This is a genomic window from Streptomyces sp. SLBN-31, from assembly GCF_006715395.1.
In the GTDB taxonomy this organism is placed as follows: domain Bacteria; phylum Actinomycetota; class Actinomycetes; order Streptomycetales; family Streptomycetaceae; genus Streptomyces.
Window position 1 is genome coordinate 301,846 of sequence record NZ_VFNC01000003.1, and the last position, 24,871, is coordinate 326,716.

Annotated in this window: 24 protein-coding genes and 3 pseudogenes; 16 read left to right on the top strand and 11 right to left on the bottom strand. The window is 71.1% G+C overall.

Annotation, left to right across the window (positions count from 1 at the left end; genetic code table 11):
* Positions 1 to 16 precede the first annotated feature (16 nt).
* From FBY22_RS38825 to FBY22_RS38840, 4 genes and pseudogenes are all read left to right on the top strand, one after another.
* A complete protein-coding gene (locus FBY22_RS38825) occupies positions 17 to 691 on the top strand; it encodes an SGNH/GDSL hydrolase family protein (RefSeq protein WP_142152938.1) in 675 nt (224 codons plus the stop codon).
* Between the two features lie 183 nt (positions 692 to 874).
* Positions 875 to 1,042: pseudogene (locus FBY22_RS45585) on the top strand (Uma2 family endonuclease); the annotation flags it as partial.
* Positions 1,043 to 1,059: 17 nt separating this feature from the next.
* A complete protein-coding gene (locus FBY22_RS38835) occupies positions 1,060 to 1,725 on the top strand; it encodes a maltokinase N-terminal cap-like domain-containing protein (RefSeq protein WP_142152940.1) in 666 nt (221 codons plus the stop codon).
* A 96-nt stretch (positions 1,726 to 1,821) separates the two neighbouring features.
* Positions 1,822 to 2,682, top strand: a complete 861-nt coding sequence (locus FBY22_RS38840; protein ID WP_260845359.1) for a hypothetical protein — start codon at positions 1,822 to 1,824, stop codon at positions 2,680 to 2,682.
* On the opposite strand, the gene FBY22_RS38845 is transcribed toward FBY22_RS38840, so the two are convergent.
* On the bottom strand, positions 2,669 to 3,091 hold the full coding sequence (locus FBY22_RS38845; protein ID WP_142152944.1) for a hypothetical protein: 423 nt from the start codon (positions 3,089 to 3,091) through the stop codon (positions 2,669 to 2,671). The genes FBY22_RS38840 and FBY22_RS38845 overlap by 14 nt on opposite strands.
* 152 nt (positions 3,092 to 3,243) lie before the next feature.
* On the opposite strand from FBY22_RS38845, the pseudogene FBY22_RS45840 reads away from it, so the two are divergent.
* The 3 genes and pseudogenes from FBY22_RS45840 to FBY22_RS38855 form a co-directional block, all read left to right on the top strand.
* Positions 3,244 to 3,318: pseudogene (locus tag FBY22_RS45840) on the top strand (helix-turn-helix domain-containing protein); the annotation flags it as partial.
* Positions 3,319 to 3,469: 151 nt separating this feature from the next.
* Positions 3,470 to 3,982, top strand: coding sequence for a DUF5753 domain-containing protein (locus FBY22_RS38850; protein ID WP_313905484.1), 513 nt, complete (start codon positions 3,470 to 3,472; stop codon positions 3,980 to 3,982).
* The gene (locus FBY22_RS38855) at positions 3,979 to 4,167 is read left to right on the top strand and encodes a DUF397 domain-containing protein (protein WP_142152945.1); all 189 of its coding nucleotides are present in this window, start codon (positions 3,979 to 3,981) and stop codon (positions 4,165 to 4,167) included. Before FBY22_RS38850 ends, FBY22_RS38855 begins: the two co-directional genes overlap by 4 nt.
* Here the strand turns inward: FBY22_RS38855 and FBY22_RS38860 are convergent.
* Complete coding sequence (locus FBY22_RS38860; RefSeq protein ID WP_142152947.1) at positions 4,154 to 4,519, bottom strand: hypothetical protein; 366 nt, start codon at positions 4,517 to 4,519, stop codon at positions 4,154 to 4,156. The genes FBY22_RS38855 and FBY22_RS38860 overlap by 14 nt on opposite strands.
* A 69-nt stretch (positions 4,520 to 4,588) precedes the next feature.
* Between FBY22_RS38860 and FBY22_RS38865 the strand changes: the two genes are divergently transcribed.
* Positions 4,589 to 5,581: an aldo/keto reductase gene (locus FBY22_RS38865; RefSeq protein WP_142152949.1), complete on the top strand. Its 993-nt coding sequence runs from the start codon at positions 4,589 to 4,591 to the stop codon at positions 5,579 to 5,581.
* Positions 5,582 to 5,709: 128 nt separating this feature from the next.
* Here FBY22_RS38865 and thpR read toward each other — a convergent pair whose 3' ends face one another.
* A complete protein-coding gene (gene thpR / locus FBY22_RS38870) occupies positions 5,710 to 6,282 on the bottom strand; it encodes an RNA 2',3'-cyclic phosphodiesterase (RefSeq protein WP_142152951.1) in 573 nt (190 codons plus the stop codon).
* Between the two features lie 26 nt (positions 6,283 to 6,308).
* On the opposite strand from thpR, the pseudogene FBY22_RS38875 reads away from it, so the two are divergent.
* Positions 6,309 to 6,859 (top strand): annotated as a pseudogene (locus FBY22_RS38875) (GNAT family N-acetyltransferase).
* An 18-nt stretch (positions 6,860 to 6,877) separates the two neighbouring features.
* Here FBY22_RS38875 and FBY22_RS38880 read toward each other — a convergent pair.
* Both FBY22_RS38880 and FBY22_RS38885 read right to left on the bottom strand, forming a co-directional pair.
* Positions 6,878 to 8,221, bottom strand: coding sequence for an MFS transporter (locus tag FBY22_RS38880; RefSeq protein ID WP_399212686.1), 1,344 nt, complete (start codon positions 8,219 to 8,221; stop codon positions 6,878 to 6,880).
* Between the two features lie 28 nt (positions 8,222 to 8,249).
* On the bottom strand, positions 8,250 to 8,687 hold the full coding sequence (locus FBY22_RS38885; protein WP_142152954.1) for a MarR family winged helix-turn-helix transcriptional regulator: 438 nt from the start codon (positions 8,685 to 8,687) through the stop codon (positions 8,250 to 8,252).
* Positions 8,688 to 8,790: 103 nt separating this feature from the next.
* Here FBY22_RS38885 and FBY22_RS38890 point away from each other — a divergent pair, with 103 nt between their 5' ends.
* Positions 8,791 to 9,021, top strand: coding sequence for a ribbon-helix-helix protein, CopG family (locus FBY22_RS38890; protein ID WP_142152956.1), 231 nt, complete (start codon positions 8,791 to 8,793; stop codon positions 9,019 to 9,021).
* Positions 9,022 to 9,028: 7 nt separating this feature from the next.
* On the opposite strand, the gene FBY22_RS38895 is transcribed toward FBY22_RS38890, so the two are convergent.
* Positions 9,029 to 10,480, bottom strand: a complete 1,452-nt coding sequence (locus FBY22_RS38895; protein WP_142152958.1) for an NCS2 family permease — start codon at positions 10,478 to 10,480, stop codon at positions 9,029 to 9,031.
* A gap of 143 nt (positions 10,481 to 10,623) precedes the next feature.
* On the opposite strand from FBY22_RS38895, the gene FBY22_RS38900 reads away from it, so the two are divergent.
* Together FBY22_RS38900 and FBY22_RS38905 are read left to right on the top strand one after the other, a co-directional pair.
* A complete protein-coding gene (locus FBY22_RS38900; RefSeq protein WP_142152960.1) occupies positions 10,624 to 10,890 on the top strand; it encodes a DUF2530 domain-containing protein in 267 nt (88 codons plus the stop codon).
* Positions 10,891 to 10,985: 95 nt separating this feature from the next.
* Positions 10,986 to 13,379, top strand: a complete 2,394-nt coding sequence (locus tag FBY22_RS38905; protein WP_142152962.1) for an HAD-IC family P-type ATPase — start codon at positions 10,986 to 10,988, stop codon at positions 13,377 to 13,379.
* Positions 13,380 to 13,394: 15 nt separating this feature from the next.
* Here FBY22_RS38905 and FBY22_RS38910 read toward each other — a convergent pair whose 3' ends face one another.
* The 5 genes from FBY22_RS38910 to FBY22_RS38930 form a co-directional block, all read right to left on the bottom strand.
* Positions 13,395 to 14,264, bottom strand: coding sequence for a hypothetical protein (locus tag FBY22_RS38910; protein WP_142152964.1), 870 nt, complete (start codon positions 14,262 to 14,264; stop codon positions 13,395 to 13,397).
* Positions 14,265 to 14,437: 173 nt separating this feature from the next.
* Positions 14,438 to 15,373: a hypothetical protein gene (locus FBY22_RS38915; RefSeq protein WP_142152966.1), complete on the bottom strand. Its 936-nt coding sequence runs from the start codon at positions 15,371 to 15,373 to the stop codon at positions 14,438 to 14,440.
* Between the two features lie 49 nt (positions 15,374 to 15,422).
* The gene (locus tag FBY22_RS38920) at positions 15,423 to 16,202 is read right to left on the bottom strand and encodes a calcium-binding protein (protein ID WP_142152968.1); all 780 of its coding nucleotides are present in this window, start codon (positions 16,200 to 16,202) and stop codon (positions 15,423 to 15,425) included.
* A 186-nt stretch (positions 16,203 to 16,388) separates the two neighbouring features.
* Positions 16,389 to 19,640 (bottom strand): sacsin N-terminal ATP-binding-like domain-containing protein, encoded by a 3,252-nt coding sequence (locus FBY22_RS38925; protein WP_142152970.1) that lies wholly within the window; start codon positions 19,638 to 19,640, stop codon positions 16,389 to 16,391.
* Between the two features lie 481 nt (positions 19,641 to 20,121).
* Positions 20,122 to 21,048 carry a DUF3027 domain-containing protein gene (locus FBY22_RS38930; RefSeq protein WP_142152972.1) on the bottom strand — a complete coding sequence of 309 codons (927 nt, stop codon included), beginning with the start codon at positions 21,046 to 21,048 and terminating at the stop codon, positions 20,122 to 20,124.
* Positions 21,049 to 21,382: 334 nt separating this feature from the next.
* Here FBY22_RS38930 and FBY22_RS38935 point away from each other — a divergent pair, with 334 nt between their 5' ends.
* The 4 genes from FBY22_RS38935 (at position 21,383) to FBY22_RS38950 (ending at position 24,869) form a co-directional block, all read left to right on the top strand.
* On the top strand, positions 21,383 to 22,807 hold the full coding sequence (locus tag FBY22_RS38935) for an MFS transporter (protein WP_174267404.1): 1,425 nt from the start codon (positions 21,383 to 21,385) through the stop codon (positions 22,805 to 22,807).
* Positions 22,808 to 22,868: 61 nt separating this feature from the next.
* The gene (locus FBY22_RS38940; protein WP_142152974.1) at positions 22,869 to 23,357 is read left to right on the top strand and encodes a DUF2771 domain-containing protein; all 489 of its coding nucleotides are present in this window, start codon (positions 22,869 to 22,871) and stop codon (positions 23,355 to 23,357) included.
* Positions 23,327 to 24,028 (top strand): futalosine hydrolase, encoded by a 702-nt coding sequence (locus tag FBY22_RS38945; protein ID WP_142152976.1) that lies wholly within the window; start codon positions 23,327 to 23,329, stop codon positions 24,026 to 24,028. The genes FBY22_RS38940 and FBY22_RS38945 overlap by 31 nt, the downstream gene beginning before the upstream one ends.
* The gene (locus tag FBY22_RS38950) at positions 24,018 to 24,869 is read left to right on the top strand and encodes a 1,4-dihydroxy-6-naphthoate synthase (protein WP_142152978.1); all 852 of its coding nucleotides are present in this window, start codon (positions 24,018 to 24,020) and stop codon (positions 24,867 to 24,869) included. The genes FBY22_RS38945 and FBY22_RS38950 overlap by 11 nt, the downstream gene beginning before the upstream one ends.
* Positions 24,870 to 24,871 lie beyond the last annotated feature (2 nt).

Here is a 24,871-nt window from a genome sequence, read left to right on the forward strand (position 1 = left end):
CGTCCATCATGAGCGGATGCTTAGGTTCATGCCGGTCGGGGACTCCATGACGATCGGGAGCGCCGGGGAACACACCTGGCGTTACCGCATGTGGCAGCACCTGCGCGACACGTACGGCGGCCCCTGCGCCGTCGTCGGCCCCCGCGAGACGCTGTACGACAAGGCGACGGACGCCCCGACGTCGTACGAGTACGCCGACCCCGACTTCCCCCGCGCCCACCTGGCCGGCTGGGGCGAGGGCTGGCTGCACATGGCGCCGCTGATCGCTCAGGCGGTGCGTGCACAGCGCGCGGACGTGCTCCTGGTCTCGCTGGGCCTGATCGACCTGGGCTTCTACACCAACGCCGAGCAGACGGCGGAGAACGTGCGCCGCTTCGTGGCCGAGGCCCGCACGGCGAACCCGCGCGTCCGCATGGCCGTGCTGCCGGTGATACCCAACGTCCGCGCCGCCGAGGACGCGCCCTTCGCCGCCCAGGTGACCCTCTTCAACGAACTCCTCGCGAAGGCCGTCGCCGACCTGGACGAGCCCCGCTCCCCGCTCCTGCTCGCCTCACCCCCGCCGTCGTACGACATCCACCTCGACACCTACGACGGCACCCACCCGAACGCGAGCGGCGAACACAAGATCGCGGCGGCCTTCGCGGACGCCATGCACCAGGCGTGGGGGGTCGGGGAGCCGTACGCCGGCTGAGCCGGCGCGGCGGCGACCGGAGGTCTGTTCCCCTCCGCGCGACCTGGTCACCGTGCGTGTCGTTGTACCGCGCGGCTGTACCTGTCCGTGGGGCAGCCGGGGAGGAGCGCCACGATGACCGTCCTCTAAGACAGGATCGAGATGGCCGACCACAGCGGCGAGCTGACTCTGGACAAGCTGTTCCCCGTCTACCTCATCGCCGACCCCTACCAGGGCAAGTGCCACCTGTTCACCGAGCCCAAGGACGGCGACTACCTGACGGAGACGACTGTCGGCTTCGGAGGGGACGTCGACCTCACCGTCACGGACATCGGTCTCACGCTCAAGACGGATGAGTTCCCCCGCGACTGACTGGCACAATCCGCCGCATGGCGATCATCCACCGCACCACGGTCAAGCCCACCAAGCTGGAACTGCTCACCCCCTGGCTGCCCACCCGCCCGTGGTACGCCGGTTCCGGCACACCGGAGTTGGTCAGGGCCGGCGGGTTCCGGCTGGACGACCCCGAGGGCGAGGTCGGGATCGAGTTCATGGTGGCCGTCGACACCTCCGGCCCCGAACCGGTCGCCTACCACGTGCCCCTCACCTACCGCGGCGCTCCTCTCCCCGGCGCCGAACACGTACTGGTCGGCACCATGGAGCACGGCGTCCTCGGCCCGCGCTGGGCCTACGACGGCTGCCACGACCCGGTGCTGTACGCCGAACTCCTCGCCCTGATCGAGGGCCGGGCCCCGGCCATGGCCCAGAGCATCACGGACACCGCCGACCACGAGGTGGCCCACTCCTACACGGGCACCGGCCTGGGCGCCCTGTCCTGGCCGGTCGAGATCACCGACGACGAGCGTGGCACCACGCTCCCTGCCCCGGGCGGCACGACCCTCCGCGTCCACCGCGTCCTCGACCCCACCGCCCCCGACACCCGCCCGGCGGACGCCATCGGCCACGTCACCGGCGCCTGGCAGTCCCCGGCCGCCCCCGAAGGCACCCGCGCCCGCGCGCTGTTCGCCGTCCTGTACGGCCCGGGCGCGAGGTAGGGCGAACCCCCGCCCGGGCCGGTGGCCCTCCCCAGTGCCCGGGCGGCCCCGCGTGCGGCAGGGTGATCGGCAGCCGTACGAACCAGGGGGATGTCCTTGTCCAGCCCAGCCGCCGCGCCCGTCCCCGCCCACGGGCGCCTGCTCGCCCTGCTCGCCGTCCTCGCGACGGCCCTGGTCCCCGCCCTCCTCCTCGCCCCGCACGCCCTGGCGGCGAACGGCTCGCAGGGCGGTTACGCGAACCAGCGCAACCTCGTCGACGCCGTCGGCGACGGCTTCGTCGAGTACTGGCACTCCGGCGACCGCCGTCTCTCCCCGGACATGCAGCAGCTCGTCGACTACTGGTTCCGCTTCCACGTGGCCAAGGCCGCGATCGCCACGCTCCTGCTGCTCGTGCTCACCGCGCTCGGCATCCTGCTGTGGCAGGCCTACGCCCGAGCCGGCGGCCCCGGTACGGCGAGGAGGGCGGCGCTCGCTTCGGCGGGCACGTGCGTCGCGGCCCTCGCCCTGCTCTCCCTGCTCGTCGTGATGGCCAACGTCCAGGGCGCGGCGGCCCCCTTCACCTCGCTGCTGTCGATGCTGCCCGTCGGCACACCGGGCCACGGCGCCCTCGCCGACACCCTCGACCAGGTCCGACAGAGCCTGACGGACGCCTCGCACCCGGGCGGCACCTCGACCCCGCCCGCCCTCGCGACGATGATCAGCGACAACTCCCGCTACCACGCGACCCTCGCGGTGATCGCCGGCGTCGTCGCGGCCCTCCTCGTGGGCGTGAGTGTGTCCCTGTGGCGGCGGTTCGCGAGGACGGCAAGGTGGCAGCGGCGGACGCGGCGCGTTCTGGGGTCGTTCGGCGCGCTCTCCGCGGTGTCCTCGCCGGTCCTGGCCGTCCTCGCCGTGGCCAACACGGCCACCGCCACGGACTCCGCGCGGGGTCTGCTGATCTTCTTCAACGGCGGCTGACGATCGGGTGCGCCGACACGATCCGTGACAGCAACTCCCCATCGACGAAGGGCCTTTCCCTCGACGGCACCGACCGCCAGCCGAGCGGCCAGGTGACACCGGTCAGCGCCGGGACACCTACGTAGGCGAGGCAGCCGTGCCCCCGCGTCAACGCCCGCGCGCCGGGCGGCCAGCGGTGCGCCGACGCGGTTTGCGGGGGCAACAGGAAGTACATGTTCCGGTCGCCGGCGAACTCCTGGACGACCGGCCCCGCGTCGAAGTCGGTGGCCGACATCAACTCCGACGCGATGCGTTCCGCCTCAGCTCCCTTGACGCGTACGGCGTCGAAGTGGATGCCGGCGTGACGGAGCGCGTGACCGGAGGCGGGGATCCAGGTGGGGATCCAGGGGGCGGAGATTCTCTCGTTCATGACGCAAATGGTTCCGCCCGCTCACATACTGTGACCAGTGCTGCGGAACGTCCGTGCAGCGCTGTGCACTTGGGGAGGTTGTTGTGCACTTCGGTGATCGTGGGTCCAGGGCCTTCGGTGTACTGCTTCGGTTCCATCGGGAGCGGGCCGACATGACCCAGGAAGCATTGGCCCGGCACGTCGGCTACTCCAAGTCCCAGGTGGCGATGGTGGAGAGAGGCGAGCGTTCACCGAAGGGCCGGTTCGTCGAGGTGGCCGATCAGGTGCTCGGTGCACAAGGTGCACTCGCGATGCTCTCGGAGGAGGAGTTCGGAAGCAGCGGGCTGCAGCCGTGGACCGAGGTACCTGGAGGAAGAGAAGAAGGCGGCAGCCCTGCACGTGTACCAGACGCACCTGATTCCGGGGTCGCTTCAGACCGAGACCTACGCGCGGGCCGTCTTCATGTCCAACTGCTGCCCGACGCTGGACGACAAGGAGGTCGAGCGGCAGGTGGCGATTCGAGTAGCTCGCGGGCAACTGTTCGCCCGCACACCGACGCCAAGCGTCAGTTACGTACTTGAAGAGAGCACGTTGACAAGGCCGTTGGGCGGTCGCAACACGCTCAAGGAACAGCTGCACCACATCCTCGCCATCGCCCGACTTCGGCACGTCAAGGTTCAGGTCATGCCTCACGACCGGGAGACACATGCCGGCCTCAACGGCAACATGATCCTTCTGGAGACCGCTGAGCGGCGCCAACTCGCCTACGTCGAAGGCCATCGAGGCGGCTACTTCGTCAGCGAGCAGCCCGACCTGGCAGATCTGTTCGGCAAATATGGCACCCTTCGAGCGCAGGCCCTCAGCCTCGAGGCGTCCGCGATGCTGATCGAAGAGGTGGCAGGGAAGCTATGAGCAGGAACCTCGTGTGGTTCAAGAGCAGCTACAGCGGCAGCGAGGGCGAATGCCTGGAAATAGCCCTCACCCCCACCACCATCCACATCCGCGACTCCAAGTCCCCCGAGTCCCGCCCCCTCCAGGTCGCCCGGCTCACCTGGACGGAATTCCTTGGATCGCTGCCACCCGCTACACGGGGATGATCTCCGGCCACCACGGCGGAACGTTCCCCGGGCAGACCGGTGCCGGATACGAGTCGAGGACGCCGATCCACGAGATCAGCCCCCAGACGAGCCCCACGCTCACACAGACGGCGACGGCACAGGCGCCCGCGCGACGGCCCGCGCCGAAGAGCCGCAGGACGGCGCTCCACAGCGCGGCGAAGACGCCCCACAGCACGGGAAACAACAGGAGCAGGATCATCCCGTTCGCGGAGTCGTTGCCGACGTCGCAGGCACGCCAGGTGGCGGCGACGGCGTACACCGTCACCCCCGCGGCGACTCCCCCGGCCCCCAGCGGCAGCAGGAACCCGGGACCGTGGACAGCAGCTCTCAAGACATCCCCCTCATGGTGAACCGGAACCTCCTTGCCTAGAGTGCACTCCACGCCGTTGGCTAGGTGGTCATGAAGTACACGCAGCTCGGACGCACGGGACTCAAGGTAAGCCGACTCGTCCTCGGCACCATGAACTTCGGACCGCAGACGAACGAGGCCGACAGCCACGCGATCATGGACGCGGCGCTGGACGCCGGCATCAACTTCTTCGACACCGCGAACGTGTACGGCTGGGGCGAGAACAAGGGCCGCACCGAGGAGATCATCGGCAACTGGTTCGCCAAGGGCGGCGACCGGCGTGACAAGGTCGTCCTCGCCACCAAGGTGTACGGCAACATGGCCGCCGACGGCGACGCCTGGCCCAACCACGACAAGCTGTCCGCCGTGAACATCCGGCGGGCCGTGGACGCCAGCCTCAAGCGGCTCCAGACCGACCACATCGACGTCTACCAGTTCCACCACGTCGACCGCGCCACCCCCTTCGAGGAGATCTGGCAGGCGATCGACACCCTGATCACGCAGGGCAAGATCCTCTACGTCGGGTCGTCGAACTTCCCCGGGTACAAGATCGCCCAGGCCAACGAGATCGCCGCCCGCCGCGGCGGCACCATCGGCCTCGTCAGCGAGCAGTGCCTCTACAACCTCGCCGAGCGCCGCGCCGAGATGGAGGTCATCCCGGCCGCGCAGGAGTACGGCCTGGGGGTCATCCCCTGGTCGCCGCTGCACGGCGGGCTGCTCGGCGGTGTGATCAAGAAGGAGGTCGAGGGCGGGCGCCGGGCGAGCGGCCGGGCCGCCGACTCCCTCACCAACACCACCATCCGCGCGCAGATCCAGGCCTACGAGGACCTGCTCGACAAGCACGGCGTCGAGCCGGGCGAGACGGCTCTCGCGTGGCTGCTCACCCGCCCGGGCGTGACCGGCCCGATCGTCGGCCCGCGCACGGCCGAGCAGCTCCAGTCCGCGGTCCGCGCGACCGAGGTGGAGCTGAGCGAGGAACTGCTGACCGGCCTCGACGAGATCTTCCCGGGCCCCGGCCCGTCTCCGGAGGCCTTCGCCTGGTAGACGTCACAGGTGTGCGGCGGCGGTCGGGGTCACTTGCCGAGCGCCGCCGTCAGCGCCACCACGACGAACAACAGCACGAGCACACCGGCCATGATCCGGTTCCGGGTCTTCGGGTCCACGCCCCGAGCCTAACCGGCCCCGCCGAGCGGCCGACGGGCGACCGCCTCGTACCGGGGCTGCTCGCCCGGCACCCCGGACCTCGGCAGATCGCTGCGCACCAGCACCAGCTCCGCCACCGTCCAGGTGCGGCTGCGGAAGTCCCCCAGGGCCGTCAGGTACGGGCGTACGTCCACCGCGTCGCGGCTTCGCGCCACCGTCAGGTGCGCCTTGTAGCGCCGGTGCTCCCCCATGTCGACGCCGACCTTGCGGCCCGCCGCCTCCGCCCGGTCGGCCAGCAGCCGCAGCGCGGCCGTCTCCCCCTCGGCGCCCACCCACAGCGCCCGCCCGTGCCCGAACTGCCCGCCGCCGCGCAGGGCGAGCGGGAACGCCCCGGACCGCCGTGCCGCCCGCGCCAGGCGTTCCGACAGCTCGGGTACGACGTCGTCGGCGACCTCCCCGTAGAAGGCGAGGGTGAAGTGCCAGCCGGGGCGGCCGGTCCAGCGCAGGCCGTCCGCACCGGGGAGTCTCCTCAACTCGGCCAGTTCTGCGGCGAGTTCCTCCGCCACATTCTCCGGGGGCAGCACCGCGGCGAAGAGTCTCATGGACACCAGCCTGCCACCATGGGCGCATGGAGATCACCATCAGAGACGCCGGATCCGACGACGTTCCCGTCCTACTCGGCATGCTCGACAGCTGCGTTCAGTGGCTGGCCGGGCGGGGGCGGACGGGGCTGGGGGTCCCCCCATGCCTTTAGGGCTATGGGGGAGAGGGACGCAGCCGCTGTCGCGGAGCCCGAGGACGGTGGAGTCGGTCGTCCGGTACATGGAGGAGGGCGCCGCCTACATCGCCGAGGCCGACGGCGAGCCGGCCGCCACCCTCACCCTCACCGACGCGCCCGGCGCCTATCTGTCCCACCTGCCGCCGGTCGGCGAGCCCGAGCGGTACATCCACTGGCCGGCCTCCGACCGCCGCTTCAAGGGCCACGGTGTGGGAAGCGCGCTCCTCGCGCACGCCGCCGAGGTGACACGGGGCGCGGGCGTCGGCCTGCTGCGGGTCGACTGCTACGCGGGCGGCGACGGCAGGCTCGTCCGCTACTACGAGGACAACGGCTTCACCCGCACCGAGACCTACCTCGGTGCGGGCGACTGGCCGGGACAGGTGCTGGAGCGGCGCGTGTAGTCCCGGCCGGGGCGCCCGTCAGGCGGCGGGCGCCAGCTGCTCCTGTGCCTCCCGCGGCACGAAGCGGACGTGCGGGTGGCCGCGGTTCCAGCCGACCGACAGGCGCAGGTTGCCGACGCGGGCCAGGACGAGGCCGATGACGACCGCCGCGCCCGCGGCGATGGCACCGCCCGCCGCGAGGCCCGCCCGGACGCCGTAGGTGTCGGTGACCCAGCCGGCGATGGGCGCGCCCACCGGCGAGCCGCCCATGAACACCATCATGTAGAGGGACATCACCCGGCCCCGCATGGCCGGGTCGGTGCTCATCTGGACGCTGGTGTTGGCGGTGACGTTGACCGTCATGCCGAACATGCCGATCGGGACCATGAACAGGGCGAACAGCCACAGCGAGGGGGCGAGGGCGGCCACGATCTCCAGCGTGCCGAAGGCCGCCGCGGCCACCACCAGCACCCGCATCCGGGCCGTGCCGCGGCGGGCCGCGAGCAGGGCGCCGGCCAGGGAGCCGACGGCCATGAGGGTGTTGAAGAGGCTGTAGGAGCCCGCGCCCGCGTGGAATACGTCGTCGGCGAAGGCCGAGAGGTAGACGGGGAAGTTGAAGCCGAAGGTGCTGACGAACCCGATCAGGACGATCGTCCAGATCAGCTCCGGGCGCCCGGCGACGTAGTGCAGGCCCTCCCGCAGCTGGCCCTTGCCGCGCGGGGCGCGCTCCACGGCGTGCAGCTCGCGCGACCTCATCATCACCAGGCCGGTGAGGGTGGCGATGAAGGACAGGCCGTTGAAGAGGAACGCCCAGCCGGTGCCCACCCCGGTGATCATCACCCCGGCGACGGCGGGGCCGATCAGGCGGGCGGACTGGAAGTTCGCGGAGTTCAGGCTGACCGCGTTCTGCAGCTGGTCCCGGCCGACCATCTCGGTGACGAAGGACTGCCGGGCGGGGTTGTCGACGACGGTGGCGAGGCCGACGAAGAAGGCGGCCAGGTAGACGTGCCAGACCTGGACGTGGCCGGACAGGGTGAGCACGGCGAGCGCGATCCCGCTGAGGCCCATCGCGGACTGCGTGAACAGCAGGGTGCGGCGCTTGGGCAGCCGGTCGACGAGGACACCGCCGTAGAGGCCGAAGAGCAGCATCGGCAGGAACTGCAGGCCCGTCGTGACGCCGACGGCGGTCGCGGAGCCGGTGAGGCTGAGGACCAGCCAGTCCTGGGCGATGCGCTGCATCCAGGTGCCGATGTTGGAGACGACCTGGCCGAGGAAGAACAGCCGGTAGTTCCTGACCCTCAGGGAGCTGAACATCGAGGACTTGCGGGAGGGGGTAGGGGCGGTCGGTGCGGGGGCGGAAGCTGCTCCGGATCCCGAACTCAAAAGGGTTCGCCTCCTTGCGTAGGTCTGCTTACAGGTGTGCGAGCTTCTCCAGCACGGGGGCGGCGGCGCGCAGTGCGGCCCACTCGTCCTCGTCCAGGCCCTCGACCAAATCGGCCAGGAACGCGTTTCGCTTGGCGCGGCTCTCCGCGAGCATGGCCTCGGCCTGTTCGGTCTTGGTGACGACCTTCTGGCGCCGGTCCTCGGGGTGCGGCTCCAGCCGGACCAGTCCCTTGGCCTCCAGCAGCGCGACGATGCGGGTCATCGACGGCGGCTGGACGTGCTCCTTGCGGGCGAGCTCGCCCGGGGTGGCCTGTCCGCAGAGGGAGAGGGTGCCCAGCACCGACATCTCGGTGGGGCTGAGCGACTCGTCGACCCGCTGGTGCTTCAGTCGACGGGACAGTCGCATGACGCCTGAGCGAAGCGAGTTCACGGCGGCTACGTCGTCGCCATGGGTGAGGTCCGGCATGTCCTTAGCGTAACTCATTACTCTCGCTAAACAAGCTGGCGCGCGGGAGGATTCCCGTGAATCCGGCCACTCAACCGAACCATCACCCGTACGAGTGAGACGGATGCGGAAAGTGAACGCCACCCCGCACCCGCCCGCGACCCTCGTCCTCATGGGGACCAGCGTGCTCAGCCTGCGGATGGACGGGGAGCTGCTCGAACGGCTCCGGGACCGTGCGGCCAAAAGAGGAATGAGCGTCCAGGACTACGTGGTCCGGACGCTCATTCGGGACGACTTCGACGAGCGGTTCCAGACCGCCGTCGAGGAGACGGAGAAATTCTACGGGGTCACGTGAGCGGTGCTCACGTCAGGCCCAGGGCCGGCATCAGGTAGTAGAAGCCGAACACCGCCGCGACGACGTACATCGCCACCGGGACCTCCCGCCCCCGGCCCGCGGCCAGGCGCAGGACGGCGAAGGTGAGGAAGCCCATGCCGATGCCGTTGGTGATCGAGTAGGTGAACGGCATCATCACCATCGTCACGAAGGCCGGGATGGCGATCGTGTAGTCCGCCCAGTCGATCTCCTTGACCGAGCCGGCCAGGATCAGGAAGCCGACCGCGAGCAGGGCCGGGGTGGCCGCCTGGGAGGGGACCATGGTGGCCACGGGGGTCAGGAACAGCGCGACGGCGAACAGCGCGCCGGTCACGACGTTCGCGAAGCCGGTGCGGGCGCCCTCGCCGACGCCGGCCGTGGACTCCACGAAGCAGGTGGTGGCGGAGGAGGAGCTGGCGCCGCCCGCGGCGACCGCGATGCCGTCGACGAAGAGGACCTTGTTGATGCCCGGCATCTCGCCGTTGGCGTTGGTCAGCTTCGCCTCGTCGCTGACGCCCATGATCGTGCCCATCGCGTCGAAGAAGCACGACAGCAGGACCGTGAAGACGAACAGGACACCGGTCAGCACGCCGACCTTGGAGAAGCCGCCGAACAGGCTGACCTTGCCGATCAGGCCGAAGTCGGGGGTCGCGAGCGGGTTGCCCGGCCACTTGGGCGTCGTCAGACCCCAGGACGGCACTTTCGCGACCGCGTTGATGATCACGGCGAGGACCGTCATCGTCACGATCGAGATCAGGATCGCGCCGGGGACCTTGCGCACGATGAGCGCCAGGGTGAGCAGCGCGCCGAGGATGAAGACCAGCACCGGCCAGCCGTTGAGGTGACCGTCGGCACCGAGCTGGAGCGGGACGGTGGTCTGGGCGGCGTCCGGGATGCGCGAGACGAAGCCGGAGTCGACGAGCCCGATCAGCATGATGAACAGGCCGATACCGATCGAGATCGCCTTGCGCAGGCTGTAGGGGACGGCGTTCATGACGCGCTCGCGCAGGCCGGTGGCGACCAGCAGCATCACGACGAGACCCGCCAGGACGACCATGCCCATGGCGTCCGGCCACGACATCCGGGGCGCCAGCTGGAGCGCGACGACCGAGTTCACGCCGAGGCCGGCGGCCAGCGCGATGGGCACGTTGCCGACGACGCCCATCAGCAGGGTGGTGAAGGCGGCCGTCACGGCGGTGGCGGTGACCAGCTGGCCGTTGTCCAGGTGGTGCCCGTACATGTCCTTCGCGCTGCCGAGGATGATCGGGTTCAGCACGATGATGTAGGCCATCGCGAAGAAGGTGGCGAAGCCGCCGCGGACCTCGCGGGCGAGGGTGCTGCCCCGCTCGGAGATCTTGAAGTGGCGGTCGAGCGCACCCGAGGCGGGGGTGTTCCCCGGCTGCTGCGGGGCGGTGGCCTTGGCGGGAGCCGAGGTGGGCATTGGATGTTCCTACGAGCAGAAGTGGACAGACGGAAACGGTTTCAGTATGAACATATGAATCCGGTAAACGCTATCTCCGCGCGTAGACCCGCTCTCACCCCGCCCGTCTCCCCCCGCGCCCTCCCGCCTCGTAAGCTGTGCCCATGACGAAGTGGACCCCCAAGCACGAGGCGCCGGAGCCCCTTGAGGGCCCCGTCGTCCCGGTCATCACCGGCGGCACGATCCTCTGGTTCGTCCTCTTCCTCGTCCAGCTCCCCTTCTACGGCTGGTTCGACGACCACGGACACACGTGGTGGCTGTGGACGTGTCTGGCCGGGGGTGTGCTCGGCCTGTACGGCGTCTACTTCGTCAGGAAGCGGGACGCGGCGATCAGGAGGTCGGCCGCCGCGGGACCGGAACCGGCCGAATAGGCCGTACGACCACCGCACGACTTCGCTCCTCCCCAGGTCGGATCTTCCGCGCACTCGGCGGGTGAAGCCGTAGATCCGCACGTACCGTCGAATGCATGACCCACATCGACGCGGGCGCCGAACTCGACCCCGTGCACCCGCCCCGCACGCCGGTGGCGGCACGCGGTCTGACCGCGGCCGAGGTCGCCGAGCGGGTGTCCCGCGGACAGGTCAACGACGTACCGGTGCGCAGCAGCCGGTCGATCGGCGAGATCGTCCGGGCGAACGTGTTCACCCGGTTCAACGCGATCATCGGCGTGCTCTGGCTGATCATGCTGTTCGTCGCGCCGTTCCAGGACAGCCTGTTCGGGTACGTGATCCTCGCCAACACCGGCATCGGGATCATCCAGGAGTGGCGTGCGAAACGGACCCTCGACTCGCTCGCCGTGATCGGGGAGGCCCGTCCCACGGTGCGGCGGGACGGGGTCGCCGCCCGGGTCGGCACCTCGGAGATCGTGCTCGACGACCTCATCGAGATCGGGCCCGGCGACAAGGCCGTCGTCGACGGGGTGTGCGTGGAGGCCGACGGGCTGGAGATCGACGAGTCGCTGCTGACCGGGGAGGCCGACCCGGTGGTCAAACGGCCCGGGGACCAGGTGATGTCGGGCAGCTTCGTGGTCGCCGGCGGCGGCGCGTTCCAGGCCACCAAGGTGGGCCGCGAGGCCTACGCCGCCCAACTGGCCGAGGAGGCCTCCCGCTTCACCCTCGTCCACTCCGAGCTGCGCACCGGCATCTCCACGATCCTCAAGTACGTCACGTGGATGATGATCCCGACCGCGATCGGGCTGGTCGTCAGCCAGCTCTTCGTCAAGCAGCACGGGTTCAAGGACTCCGTCGCCCGCACGGTCGGCGGGATCGTGCCCATGGTCCCAGAGGGGCTGGTGCTCCTCACCTCCGTCGCCTTCGCCATCGGCGTCATCCGACTTGGCCGAAAACAGTGCCTCGTCCAGGAGCTTCCGGCCATCGAGGGCCTGGCCCGCATCGACACCGTCTGCCTCGACAAGACCGGCACCCTCACCGAGGGCGGCATGGACGTCACCGAGCTCAGGCCGCTGCAGGGCGCCGACGAGTCCTACGTCCGCAAGGTGCTCGGCGCGCTCGGCGAGTCCGACCCGCGCCCCAACGCCTCGCTCCAGGCCGTCATCGACGCCTACCCGGACGTCGAGGACTGGCGCTGCACCGAGGCGCTGCCCTTCTCCTCCGCCCGCAAGTACAGCGGGGCCGCCTTCAGCGAGGGCAACGGCGAGTCCAGTACCTGGCTGCTGGGGGCGCCGGACGTCCTGCTCGCCGACGACGACCCGGCCCTCGCGGAGACCGAGCGTCTCAACGAACAGGGACTGCGCGTGCTGCTGCTGGCCCGCACGCGGCGCGAGCTGGGCGACCCCGAGCCGGCGCGAGGTTCCCGCCCCACCGCCCTGGTCGTGCTGGAGCAGCGGTTGCGGCCCGACGCGGCCGACACCCTGCGCTACTTCGCCGAGCAGGACGTCCAGGCCAAGGTCATCTCCGGCGACAACGCGGTGTCGGTGGGCGCGGTGGCGGCGAAACTCGGGCTCACCGGCACCACGGTCGACGCCCGCGCGCTGCCGTCCGAGCAGGAGGAGATGGCGAAGTCCCTCGACGAGGGCACCGTCTTCGGGCGGGTCACCCCGAAGCAGAAGCGGGACATGGTGGGCGCGCTGCAGTCGCGCGGGCACGCCGTCGCCATGACCGGCGACGGCGTGAACGACGTTCTGGCGCTGAAGGACGCCGACATCGGGGTGTCGATGGGGTCGGGGTCCGAGGCGACGCGGGCCGTGGCGCAGATCGTGCTGCTCGACAACAGCTTCGCGACCCTGCCCTCGGTGGTGGCGGAGGGCCGGCGGGTCATCGGCAACATCACGCGGGTGGCGACCCTGTTCCTGGTGAAGACGGTCTACTCCGTGCTGCTGGCGATCCTGGTGGTCTGCTGGCAGGTCGAGTACCCGTTCCTGCCCCGTCACCTGACGCTGCTGTCCACCCTGACCATCGGTGTCCCGGCCTTCTTCCTCGCCCTGGCGCCCAACAAGGAGCGGGCGAAACCGCACTTCGTGCGGCGGGTGATGCGGTACTCGGTGCCGGGCGGGGTGGTGGCCGCGGTCGCGACCTTCGTGACATATCTGATAGCCCGTCACCACTACACGGGGGCCGGTCAGTTGGACGCGGAGACCAGCGCGGCGACCCTGACGCTCTTCCTGATCTCCATGTGGGTTCTGGCGATCATCGCCCGTCCCTACACCTGGTGGCGGATCGCGCTGGTCGCCTCGATGGGCGTGGCGTTCCTCTTCGTGCTCGTCGTGCCGTCGTTGCAGCACTTCTTCGCGCTGAAGCTGGTCGGCGTGACGATGCCGTGGATCGCGGTCGGCATCGCGGCGGTGGCGGCGGTCGCCCTGGAGTTCCTGTGGAAGTGGGTCGACCGCCGCTTTCCCGCCTAGCGTTCGCGTGCCGGGTTACTTCACGTCGACGTAGTCACCGGTCGCCGAGACGGCCGGGGTGGTCGAGGTGCCCTCGAAACGGAAGCGCCAGTAGCCGTCGGACGCCGCGGTGGCGGTGGCCTTCACGTTGCCGTACTTGTCCGAGTACACCGTCTTGACCGTGGTGTAGGTACTCGTACCGGCCTTGCGGAACTGCAGCTTCACCGGCTGGTTGGTGTAGCCGTGGTACGCGTTGTCCTCCCAGTTGGCCCGGGAGAGCTTGCCGGTCGAGGTGATCGTCCTGCCCTTGTAGACGGGCTCCGGACCGGCGTTCACCGTCAGCTTGGAGTAGCGCTGGACCAGCGTGGAGCCGAGGTCGCCCTGCAGGGAGTAGTCGTTGGTGCTGTACTGCACCGCGAGCCCGGCGGCCGACCACTTGCCCGCGTCGGCGTTCATCAGGTCGCCGTCGGCCGGGTAGATGTCGATCTTGCCCGAGCAGTTGGCGGTGGTGTCGGTGACCGGGGTGCAGGTCGCCGGGTCCACGCCGCCGAGCACGTTGGTCGGGTTGTCGAGCGTGCCCTTGTAGATGATCGGGCCGTTGTCGAAGTCGTCCGACGAGAGGTCGTAGTTCGCCCCGTGGGTCAGCGTGTAGGTGACCGTGGTGCTGACGTGGTTCGTCGTGCCGACCTTGATCGCGGAGGCGATCTTGAGGTTCGAGAAGGTGACGCCGAGGTCGGCCGCCGTGGTGGCGGTGGTGGCGCCGAACGTGGTCCTGCCGTGCGCGGCGAGGATCTTCGCGGTCTCCGCCTGGTAGGTGGCGGAGCCGGCGGCCTGCGAGGCCGGCGCGGCGAAGGCGGTGAGGGCCAGGGCGCCGGAGACGGCGGCCACAGTGGCACGTATACGCATGTGTTCCCCAGTTGGAGAAAGTGATTGTGGAGCCTGTTGGCTCACGGGATCAGATCCGTGACGGATGTGGGGGGTTGTACGGATGGGGCGGATTTTTGTCCGAGGATTGCGAACTCATTGCGAATCCCGGACGAAATCCGCCCCAACACGCCTGCTCTGTGCCTACTTCACGCCTACTTCACGTCGACGTAGTCACCGGCGGCGTTGACCGCGGGGGTGGTCGAGGTGCCCGCGAAGGAGTACCGGAAGTAGCCGTCGACCGTGGCCTTCGTCGTCGTCTTCAGGTTGCCCGTCGAGTCCGACGTGATGGTCTTCAGCGTCGTGTAGGTGCTGGAGCCGCTCTTGCGGAACTGCAGCTTCACGGACTGGTTGGTGTAGCCGTGGTACTTGAGGTCGTCCCAGTTGGCGCGGGACAGCTTGCCGGTGACCGTGACGGTCTTGCCCTTGGTCACCGGCTCCGGCGAGGCGTTGACCGTCAGCTTCGAGTAGCGCTGCAGCCTGGTCGTGCCAAGGTTGTCCTGGGAGGCGAAGCCGACCTTGCTGAAGTCGATGTCCTCGGACGTCGGGTCCTGGTCGTTCCAGTCGATGGCGTAGCCGTCGGCCTTCCAGGTGGTGGCGTCGGCGTTGCCCAGCAGGTCGATGTCCGGGTAGACGTCGACGGTGCCCTTGCAGCTGGCGGTGGTCGACGAGGTGTCGGTGCAGGTCGGCCAGTCGTCGCCGAAGAGCAGGTTGTCCGGGTCGTCGTAGGAGCCGCGGTAGATCTCCACGTCCAGCCAGACGGCGGGGTCGTTGACGTCGAAGCCGGCGTCGTGGGTGACGGTGTACGTCACCGGGACGGAGACCTTGTTCGCGACGCCCACGACGATCGGCTTGCCGCTGTTGATCTTCACGTTGGAGAACGTGAGGTTGATCGCGTACGGGGTGCCGGTGTCGGCGGTGGCCGTGGTGAAGGCGGACTTGGTGTGCGCGGCCTGCTTGACGGCCTGGGTGGCCCGGGCGATGTCGTCCTTGCCCAGCGAGGGGCCGTCGGCGGCCTGCGCGGCGGGCACGACGAGAGCGGCCAGGGCCAGGGCGCCGGTGACGGCGGCCACGGTGGTGCGAATACGCATGTGTGTCCTCGGATGAAAAGGAGGGGGTGTTGCAGGCGGGTGACGCCGCTTACCGCACGTCGACGTAGTCACCGGTGGCGCTGACCGCCGGGGTGGTCGAGGTGCCCGCGAAGGAGTACCGGAAGTAGCCGTCGGCCGTGGCCTTCGTCGTGGTCTTCAGGTTGCCCGTCGAGTTCGACGTGATGGTCTTCAGCGTCGTGTAGGTGCTGGAGCCGCTCTTGCGGAACTGCAGCTTCACCGGCTGGGCGGAGTAGCCGGCGTAGGCGCCGGTCTCCCAGTTGGCGCGGGACAGCTTGCCGGTGACCGTGATGGTCTTGCCCTTGGTCACAGGCTCCGGCGACGCGTTGGCCGTCAGCTTCGAGGCGCGCTGGACGGAGAAGGACTTGGCGTTGTCCTTCTGGACGTAGTCGGCGTCCTTGCCCGTGGCGATCGCCCAGACCTTCCAGCTGCCGGCCACCTTGTTGATGAGGTTGTAGCCGGGCTCCATGTCGAAGGTCGACTTGCACGTCGAGGTGGTGGCGTTGACGGCGGTGCAGGTGGCGCGGTGGTCGCTGCTGTTGGCGACGGCGCCGCTGTCCGACGAGTCGATGTTCGCCCCGTGGTACAGGATGGCCTGCGCCCAGTCGACGCCGGAGGCGTCCTTGACGGTGAAGCTGACGGTGATCGTCTTTGTGGCCGTCGGTCCGACGACGACCGCCTTGCCGCCGTTCACCACGACGTTCGAGATGGCGGTGTCGCCCTCGACCTCGTCGGCGTGCGCCGCGGGCACGGCGAGGGCGGTGATGGCCAGGGCGCCGGAGAGGGCGGCCACGGTGGCACGAATACGCATGTGTTCCCCACGTGGAGTGGGACCCCGGACGGTGGTCGTCCCCCGGCCGGCCGGGGCCCAAGTGATCAGAGAGTCTGTTGACTCGCGTGATCAGATCCACGAGAGAAGGGAATGGTTGTACAGACGTAAAAAATTTGTGCGGGAAATTTTGAGATCATGGACGTCCGGTTACGACGACGGGGTGCGTCAGTCGAACCAGCGGTCCCGGGCCAGTTCCTCCGTGCGGGACGGGTCCTCCAGCAGGGCCGCCACCTCGAAGCGGCGCGGCCACTGGCCGGCCGCCCAGGCGAGGCCCGCGGCGACGCCCTCCAGGGTGGCCGCGTGCAGGACGCCGTCGCCGGTCAGACGCCAGTCCAACGCCACGCCGTCCACGACGAGTTCGTCGTGTTCGACGTACGTCGACGGGGTACGGGGGCCCAGCAGCACCCGCACCGACTCCGGCACGTCGTGCTCGGCGCCCTCGGAGTCCACCCCTCCCGTCACCGACTCGCTCAGCCGCCGCACCTGGAACAGCTCCGCCAGCTCGGCCGCCCGCGCGGGGCGTACCGGCAGCAGCGGGACGCCCTCGGTGAAGGGCAGCAGGTCGGGCGAGTCGCAGACCACCGCGTCGGCCGCGTCCACGACCTCCACCCGCCCGTCGACGACGGCCCGCAACTCGTCGGGCAGGGTGACCTGCTCGGGGTCCAGGTCCGCCAACGCGCCGTAGAGAGCGTGCAGTTGGGCGCCGGTGACCTGCCGGTCGGGGTCGGCGAGACGGTCGAGCAGTTCGGCGGCACCGCCCGGCTCGTCGAGCAGCGCGGCGACCGACGTCCGCACGCCCAGCGCCCGCAGCACCTGCTCGTCGTCGAAGCCGGTCGCGTCGGCCTCGTCGTACAGGCCGCGCAGCAGCGGGTCGCCGCCGGAGGCCAGCAGGCCGGCGGGACGGCGGCCGTCGAGGACCGGGTGCCCGCGCAGCCACCATGCCGTGTACGGCCGTACGACCTCGTGCGTGCCGTCGTGCAGCAGGATCCGCACGGGCTGGGTGAGCGCGTCCCGCAACGGCGGCCGGGCCAGCAACGACAGCGCTTGCGGCCACTTGTCGTCGTCCACCAGGTCCAGGTCGCGTACGGCGACCAGCTCGGTGGCGACCGGCGGTACCGGCGCGTCGGGGAAGCGGTCGAGGACGTCCTCGCTCCACACGTCCACGGCGTCGAGCAGACCGGCGTCGTCGGGCTCGGCGAAGTCGCCGTCGCGCGGCTCCAGTTCGTCCGGGTCGAGGACGACGTCCGTGGCCCGCACCAGCGCGAAGTTCGCGAGCACACCGCAGGCCGCCAGCGGCTGCTCACCCCACCGCTCCGCCAACTCGGCGTCCACACACGCCAGTTCGCCCTCGCGCATGATCTGGTGGAAGGGGCTGCCGGGCAGGACGAGCTCGCCCGCGGGCGCGAGCTCCCCGTCCTCGTCGTGGAGGGCCAGCGCGCCCAGCCAGGGCTCGTCGCCCGGCTCAAGACCGGCGTCCCGCACGAGGGCGAGGACGGTGTCGGCCAGTTCCTCCGCGTCCGGCGCGTCCTGCTCCCAGTCGATGCCGCCCTCGTCGTCCAGGGAGGCGGCGACCGCGGCACGGACCTGCGGAGTGGTCAGGACGGCGCGCGCCGTCGCGGGGAGGGCGCCCAGCTTCTCCAGGAGGGGATGGGCGGCGTCCGGGTGGGCGACCTTCAGGCCGAGGCGGGCGAGGACCTCCGGGTCGATGCGGGCCGCGTCCGGCGAGGGCAGCAGGACCTGCCGGGGGCCGATGGTGGTCCGGCCGTCGGCCAGCGGTACGGGAAGCCCGGAGAGCCGGTCCGGGTCGACGCCGGCGAGGCTGTCGTAGAGCCGCCGCCACCAGCCGGGCTCCTTCTCCAGCCCGGCCAGCCGGTCCACGGCGTCCGTCAACGGCACCCGGGCGACGCCCAGCGTCCGCAGCTCCACGCGCCGTTCGAGCCCGGCGGGCAGCAGGGTCGGCAGCACCTCGGCGAGCACCCGGACGGTGTCGGCACCGGCGCCCTCGACGACCTCGGCGTCGCGCGGGCGCAGGGACTCGGGCAGGTCCGTTTCCTGTTGCCCGGCGGATTCGACGGCACGGGCCCCGAAGGAGTCGGACGGGCGGGAGCCGGCTTCCAGGGCGGGCGCACCGAAATCGGAGCCGCCGCCCCGAGCCGGCCCGCCGAGGCCGGAGTCCACGGCGCCGGCCCGGGTGGGCTCGGCCGCCGGCGGCAGGAACTCCGTGCGCGGCAGCCGCTCCAGGATCGCCGCGCGCAGGGCGCCGTCCAGCTCTCCCTTGCCCAGCGGGCCGGGGACGAGCCCGATGATGCCCTCCCCCACCGGCCGCCATTCGGCGAGCAGTTCGGCGTACGCGTCGGCCGCGCGCTGCACGAGGAAGTCGGTGAGCGGGCCGGAGGCGGCGTGGCGGCGGGTGGTGTCCAGCGGGAAGGACGCGATGAGCAGCGCGGGCACGCCCAGCGGCTCGTCGCTCGGCGTGGGGGCGTGCAGAACGGGGCTGGTGCGCGGGTGGACCGGGCTGCCGTCGGCGTCGGCGGGCACGGCCCAGGTCACGGACCAGTGGGGGCGCAGGCGTTCCTCCACCGGGCGGTCGGCGAGGAGGTCCGGGGTGAGGGGGCCGTGCGCGGACGAGGTCCGCCAGCGGGTGGTGCCGTCCCGGGAGTCCTCCACGACCGTGAAGGGGCCGTCGGCGGTGCGGCCGAGGGTGCGGACGGTGTCCGTCTCCACCACGACCTCCGCAAGGCCGGGGAGGGCGAGCAGGAGGGCGTCGTCGACGGCGTTCAGCAGCCGCTCGGCGAGGTCGGTGGCGGCGGCGTCGCGCAGCGGGAGGATCACGGCGGTGTCGTACGGGGCCGGGGCGGTGCCCTCGGCGGCGAACGGCAACCGCAGCAGCGGCACGTGCCCGTCCCGGCGGCGGATCTCGTCGCCGAGCCCGGGGCTGTGCCGGGCGGTGTCGGCGGCCAGCTCGCGGGCCTCGGCGAGGGACCAGCGCACGCCTCCGTGCCGGCCGACCATGGCGGGCTCGTCGGTGACGGCGAGGACGGCCGCGAAGCCGACGCCGAACCGGCCGATGGCGCCCTCGACGGTGTCCCGCTTGGCCGAGGCGCGCAGGGTGGCCAGCGACTCGACGCCGGCCGCGTCCAGCGGGGCGCCGGTGTTGGCGGCGACGAGGACGCCCTCACGGAGGGTGAGACGGAGCCGGCCGGGCACTCCCGCCCTGGCCGCGGCGTCGGCCGCGTTCTGGGCGAGCTCGACGACGAGCCGGTCCCGGTAGCCGCCGAGGACCAGGTCCTCCTCGGCGTTGGCGTCCTCACGGAAGCGGGCGGGGCTGGTCGCCCAGGCATCGAGGACGCCGCGCCTGAGACGGGCGGTCCCGAAGGGGTCCGCGCCCTCGGCGGCGGGCCGCACGAACTTGCTCACGTTCACTCTCCTCGTCGACGTGAGCACGAAGGTACCGCCGTGGGGCACGGCACACGTCCACGGGCCGGTCGGGGCGACAGCCCGACCGTCCACCGGCCGCGGCCTCTGCCGAGGCAACGGGCCGCCCACCCAGAGCCTGCGGCGCCGATCCGACCGGCCGCCGAGCAGTCTGACTGCCCCGGCCCGCACAGCGCCGGCTCGACCGGCCGCCGAGTGATCTACCCGGCCCACACAGCGCCGACTCCACGAGCCGACCGCCTGCCCCGATCCCCAACGGCACCAGCTCAACCGACCAGCCGCCGAAGGCCCGCCCCGACCCGCACCCGCCGGCTCGACCAGACGCCGACCGCCTGCCCCAACCCCGAACGGCACCAGCTCAACCGACCGGCCGCCGAAGGCCCGCCCCGACCCGCACCCGCCGGCTCGACCGATCGCCGAGCGGGTTGGCCCGGCCTGAACCGCAGTGGGTCGAGGCGGTCGGCTAGGAGTGGCCCAGTTCCGCCGTGTCCTCGTCCGGGAGGACCGAGACCGAGCCGGAGTCGGCGGACGGGCGGAGGGGGAAGGGGTCGACCCTGGTCTCGTCGATCACCGGTGGCGGCGGGACCGGCGGCTTGGGCATGACCGCCGCCTCCGAGTGGCCGCCGCAGCCGTAGGCGAGGGAGACCACACGGCCGTCGGCCGGGGAGAACTCGTTCGCGCAGACGCCGAAGGCCTGGCCGAGCGAGCCGCCGATGGGCTGGAGGAAACCGCAGCTGACGCAGGCCGCGGGGGCCGCCTGGGCCATCGGCGTCTTCGCGCCGTAGGCCTCCTCCCAGCGGTCCGCGGCGATGTGCAGGCCGTAGCGCGACAGGACCCGGGCCCGGCGCATGCCCAGTTCCTCCGCCACCGACGCGATCGTGCCGCGGGACGGGACGACGTGCAGGTTCGCCGGGGCGTCCCCGGTGACCTCCGCGTCCTCCGCCTCCACCAGTTCCGCCATCTCCTCGGAGACCGGGGAGGCCGGCGGCGGCTCGTCCTCGCCGGAGTAGCCGGGCTCCAGGCGCAGGTCCTCGGCGTCGGTGGGCAGCAGGTCGCCGGGCCCCATGTCGCCGGGGCGCAGCCGCTCGCTCCACGGCACCCACTCGGGGGCGAGCAGCGCGTCGGGGCCGGGGAGGAGGACAACCTCGTCAAGGGTCACGATCTTCGCGCGGGACGCGCGCGCGACCGTCACCGCCCAGCGCCAGCCGCGGTACCCGAGCTCCTTGCACTCGAAGAAGTGCGTGACGACACGGTCGCCCTCGGAGACGAGTCCGGCGTGCTCACCCACCACGCCGGGCGCGGCGGCCTCCTCGGCTGCGGCGCGGGCGAGGTCGACGGCCTCGGCACACAGGCGGTCGGGGGTGCGGCTTCGCGTTGTCGCTGCGCTCACAGGTATCGCTTCTCTCCTACGCCGTCACTCGGGTGCGCCGGCCTGAAGGCGGCGGGAGCGGACGGAGCGGACCGAAGGACCGCGTCGACGTCCACACCCGATCGCGCTCGGGCGCACCTCATGCATCCATTCTGCGGGATGTCCGTGAGGCGCGCGGCCGAGAACGTTCGCCACGACGCGCTACGCACGCTACCTTCTCGCGACCTCCTGGCCTACACCGACGGGACGTTTGGCCCCGTCCACTCGTCCCGCGATGGTCCCGCGACGCGGCAAGTACACGTCCATACGCGCGGTAACCGCACTACACACGGCCTTCTCGGGGCACTATGACGGAGTGGCAGCCGCAAGGACGCCCCAAGGAACCACCGGGGTCGGTGGGATCAAGGGCAGCAGTCGTGGTGGCGGTTCGGGCCGGTTCGGCGGGTCCGTCCGCGCCGTCGGGCGTGCCCTGCACTTCCCGGTGACCGGAACCGCCCGGGGAATCAGAAAGGCCACGCACGCGCACGGGGCGGGCGAGTCGGGGCTCGGCAAGCTGATCGAACTGCACGCCGTGAACGGCGCGGGCGATCTGATGATCACCATCGCGCTGGCCTCGACCGTCTTCTTCTCCGTGCCGACGGACGAGGCACGCGGGCGCGTCGCGCTCTACCTCGCCATCACGATGGCGCCGTTCACCGTCCTCGCCCCCGTCGTCGGCCCGCTCCTGGACCGGCTCCCGCACGGCCGCCGCGCCGCGATGGCCGGTTCCATGCTCGCCCGCGCCCTGCTCGCGCTGATCATCGCCAGCGCCGTCTCCACGGGCAGCCTGCAGTTGTATCCGGCGGCGCTGGGCGTGCTGGTCGCGTCGAAGGCGTACGGCGTGGTGAGAAGTGCCGTCGTGCCCCGGCTGCTTCCGCCCCGCTTTTCGCTGGTGAAGGCCAACTCCCGCGTCACCCTCGGCGGTCTGCTCGCCACCGGCGTGGCCGCCCCCGTCGGCGCCGGGCTGCACGCCATCGGACCGCGCTGGCCGCTCTACGGCGCCTTCGTGATCTACATCTGGGGCATGTTCCTGTCCTTCACCCTGGCCCCGAAGGTCGACTCGGCCAAGGGCGAGGACATCGCGCTGCTGGCCGCGGACGAGGCCCACCTGCACGGCCCGCACCGGCAGCCCGTCAAGCGGCCGGGGCTGCGCACGGTCGGCATCGCGGTCACCCACGCGCTCGGCGCCAACGCCGCCCTGCGCTGGCTCTCCGGGTTCCTGACCTTCTTCCTCGCCTTCCTGCTGCGCGAGCACCCGCTGACCGGCTCCAGCGCGGCCGTGTCGCTGGGCGTGGTCGCGGTCGCGGCCGGTGCGGGCAACGCGCTCGGCACGGCGGTCGGGGCGTGGCTGCGGCAGCGGGCGCCGGAGATCATCATCGTCACCGTCCTGGCCGTGGTGCTGGGCGCGGCGATCGTCGCGGCGATCTTCTTCGGCGCGTTCCTCGTGGCGTGTCTCACAGCGACGACCGGCTTCTGCCTGGCGCTGGCCAAGCTGTCCCTGGACGCGCTGATCCAGCGGGACGTGCCGGAGCTCGTGCGCACCTCGGCGTTCGCGCGCTCGGAGACCATGCTGCAGATGGCCTGGGTACTGGGCGGCGCGGTCGGCATCGTGATGCCGCTCAACGGCACGGCGGGCCTGTGCCTGGCCGCCGCGGTCCTCGCCGCGGGCTGGGTGACGACGGTGCGCGGGCTGCTGAGCTCGGCCGGGCACGGGGGCGGGACGACGCCCCGCGTGGCGTAACACACAGGCAGGTCGCACCCCAGGTAAGGAGAGCGTCAGGCGCTCCCTATAGCCTTCCGCCATGACCTTCATGCAATCCGCTGTGCGACGCCGCCGCGCCGTCGCCGTCGCCGGCGCCGTTTCCGCCGGACTGCTCGTCCTGTCGGCCTGTGACAAGCCGACGCCGCTGTCGACGGTCACGGTCGGCCGTTCCTCGGTGAGCTCGGAGGCCACGTGCGGTGGTGAGAGCAAGAACCTCAACACCACGGACCTGGCGAAGTGCCTGAAGGACTCCGACCTCAAGTCCATCAAGGTCGACCCCGACGAGACGGTCCGCTTCGGCGTCGACCCGAAGATCGCCGACAAGCGGTGGACGATCCTGATGAACGGTCAGCCGCTCACCGAGGACAGCGACAAGACCTACCGCACCATCCCGGGCAGCGTCTTCTTCAACCAGCAGTACGGCGCCACGGGCAACTCGACGCTCGTGTCCATCAAGGCCGGCGACGGCAAGAAGAACGGCACCGGCGTGACGGGCCTGTGGTCGTTCAAGCTGAAGAAGGACGACTGATCACGTCCTCGGTACGTGTCCTGGTCGCCACCGCCGTCCCGATCGAACGGGACGCGGTGGCCAGGGCGTTCACCGGTACCGCGGTGACCGTGATCGCCGCCGGGGTGGGACCCGCCCTCGCGGCCGCCTCCACCGCCACCGCGCTCACCACCGCCGCCCTCGAAGGCGCCCCCTACGGCCTGGTCGTCTCGGCCGGTATCGCCGGCGGCTTCCCGCCCGAGGCGCCCGTCGGCTCGCTCGTCGTCGCCGACGAGATCACCGTGGCCGACCTCGGGGCCGAGACGGCCGACGGGTTCGTGCCGGTGACGGAACTCGGCTTCGGAACCGTCACCCACCGTCCGCCGGAAACACTCGTACGAGACATCGTGAGCGCGACCGGCGCACGCCCCGGCGCGGTGCTCACCGTCTCCACGGTCACCGGCACCGCCGGGCGCGCCGCCGAGCTGCGCGCCCGCCACCCCCGTGCCCTCGCCGAGGCCATGGAGGGCTTCGGGGTGGCCGAGGCGGCCGCCGCCCACCATGTGCCCGTGCTGGAGATCCGGGCGGTCTCCAACCCCGTCGGTCCGCGCGACCGCGCCGCGTGGCGCATCGGCGACGCCCTTGCCGCCCTGACGACGGCCTTCGGGAAGCTCGTGCCCGTCCTGGAGAGTTGGAACCCGTATGACCAGTGAGCAGCCCCTGCGGATCGCGTACTCGCCCTGCCCGAACGACACCTTCGTCTTCGACGCCCTCGCCCACGGCCGGGTGGCCGGCGCCCCCGCCCTCGACGTGACCTTCGCCGACATCGACGTCACCAACGGCATGGCCGAGCGCGGCGAGTTCGACGTGCTGAAGGTGTCGTACGCGGTTCTGCCGTACGTCCTCGACGAGTACGCCCTGCTGCCGTGCGGCGGCGCGCTGGGGCGGGGCTGCGGGCCGCTGGTCCTGACCCGGGAGCCCGGCGCCGACCTGACCGGACGCACGGTGGCGGTGCCGAGCGAGAAGTCGACGGCGTATCTGCTGTTCCGGCTGTGGGCGGCGGACACCCTGCCGGGCGGGGTCGGCGAGATCGTCGTCATGCCCTTCCACGAGATCATGCCCGCCGTGCGGGACGGGAAGGTCGACGCCGGTCTCGTCATCCACGAGGCGCGCTTCACGTACCAGAAATACGGGCTGCACAAGCTCGCGGACATGGGCGAGCACTGGGAGGACACCACCGGGCTGCCGATCCCGCTGGGCGCGATCATCGCGAAGCGGTCGCTGGGCGCGCGGACGCTGGAGTCGCTGGCCGAGTCCATTCGTACGTCCGTACGGGCTGCCTGGGACGCGCCCGAGGTGTCCCGGCCGTATGTCATGGAGCACGCGCAGGAGATGGATCCGGCCGTCGCCGACCAGCACATCGGGCTGTACGTCAACGAGTTCACGGCCGAGCTGGGCGACGACGGCTACGCGGCGGTACGGGGGCTGCTGACGCGGGCGGCGGCCGAGGGGCTGGTCCCGGCGCTGGGACCGGAGGCGTTGCAGTTTCCCTGACG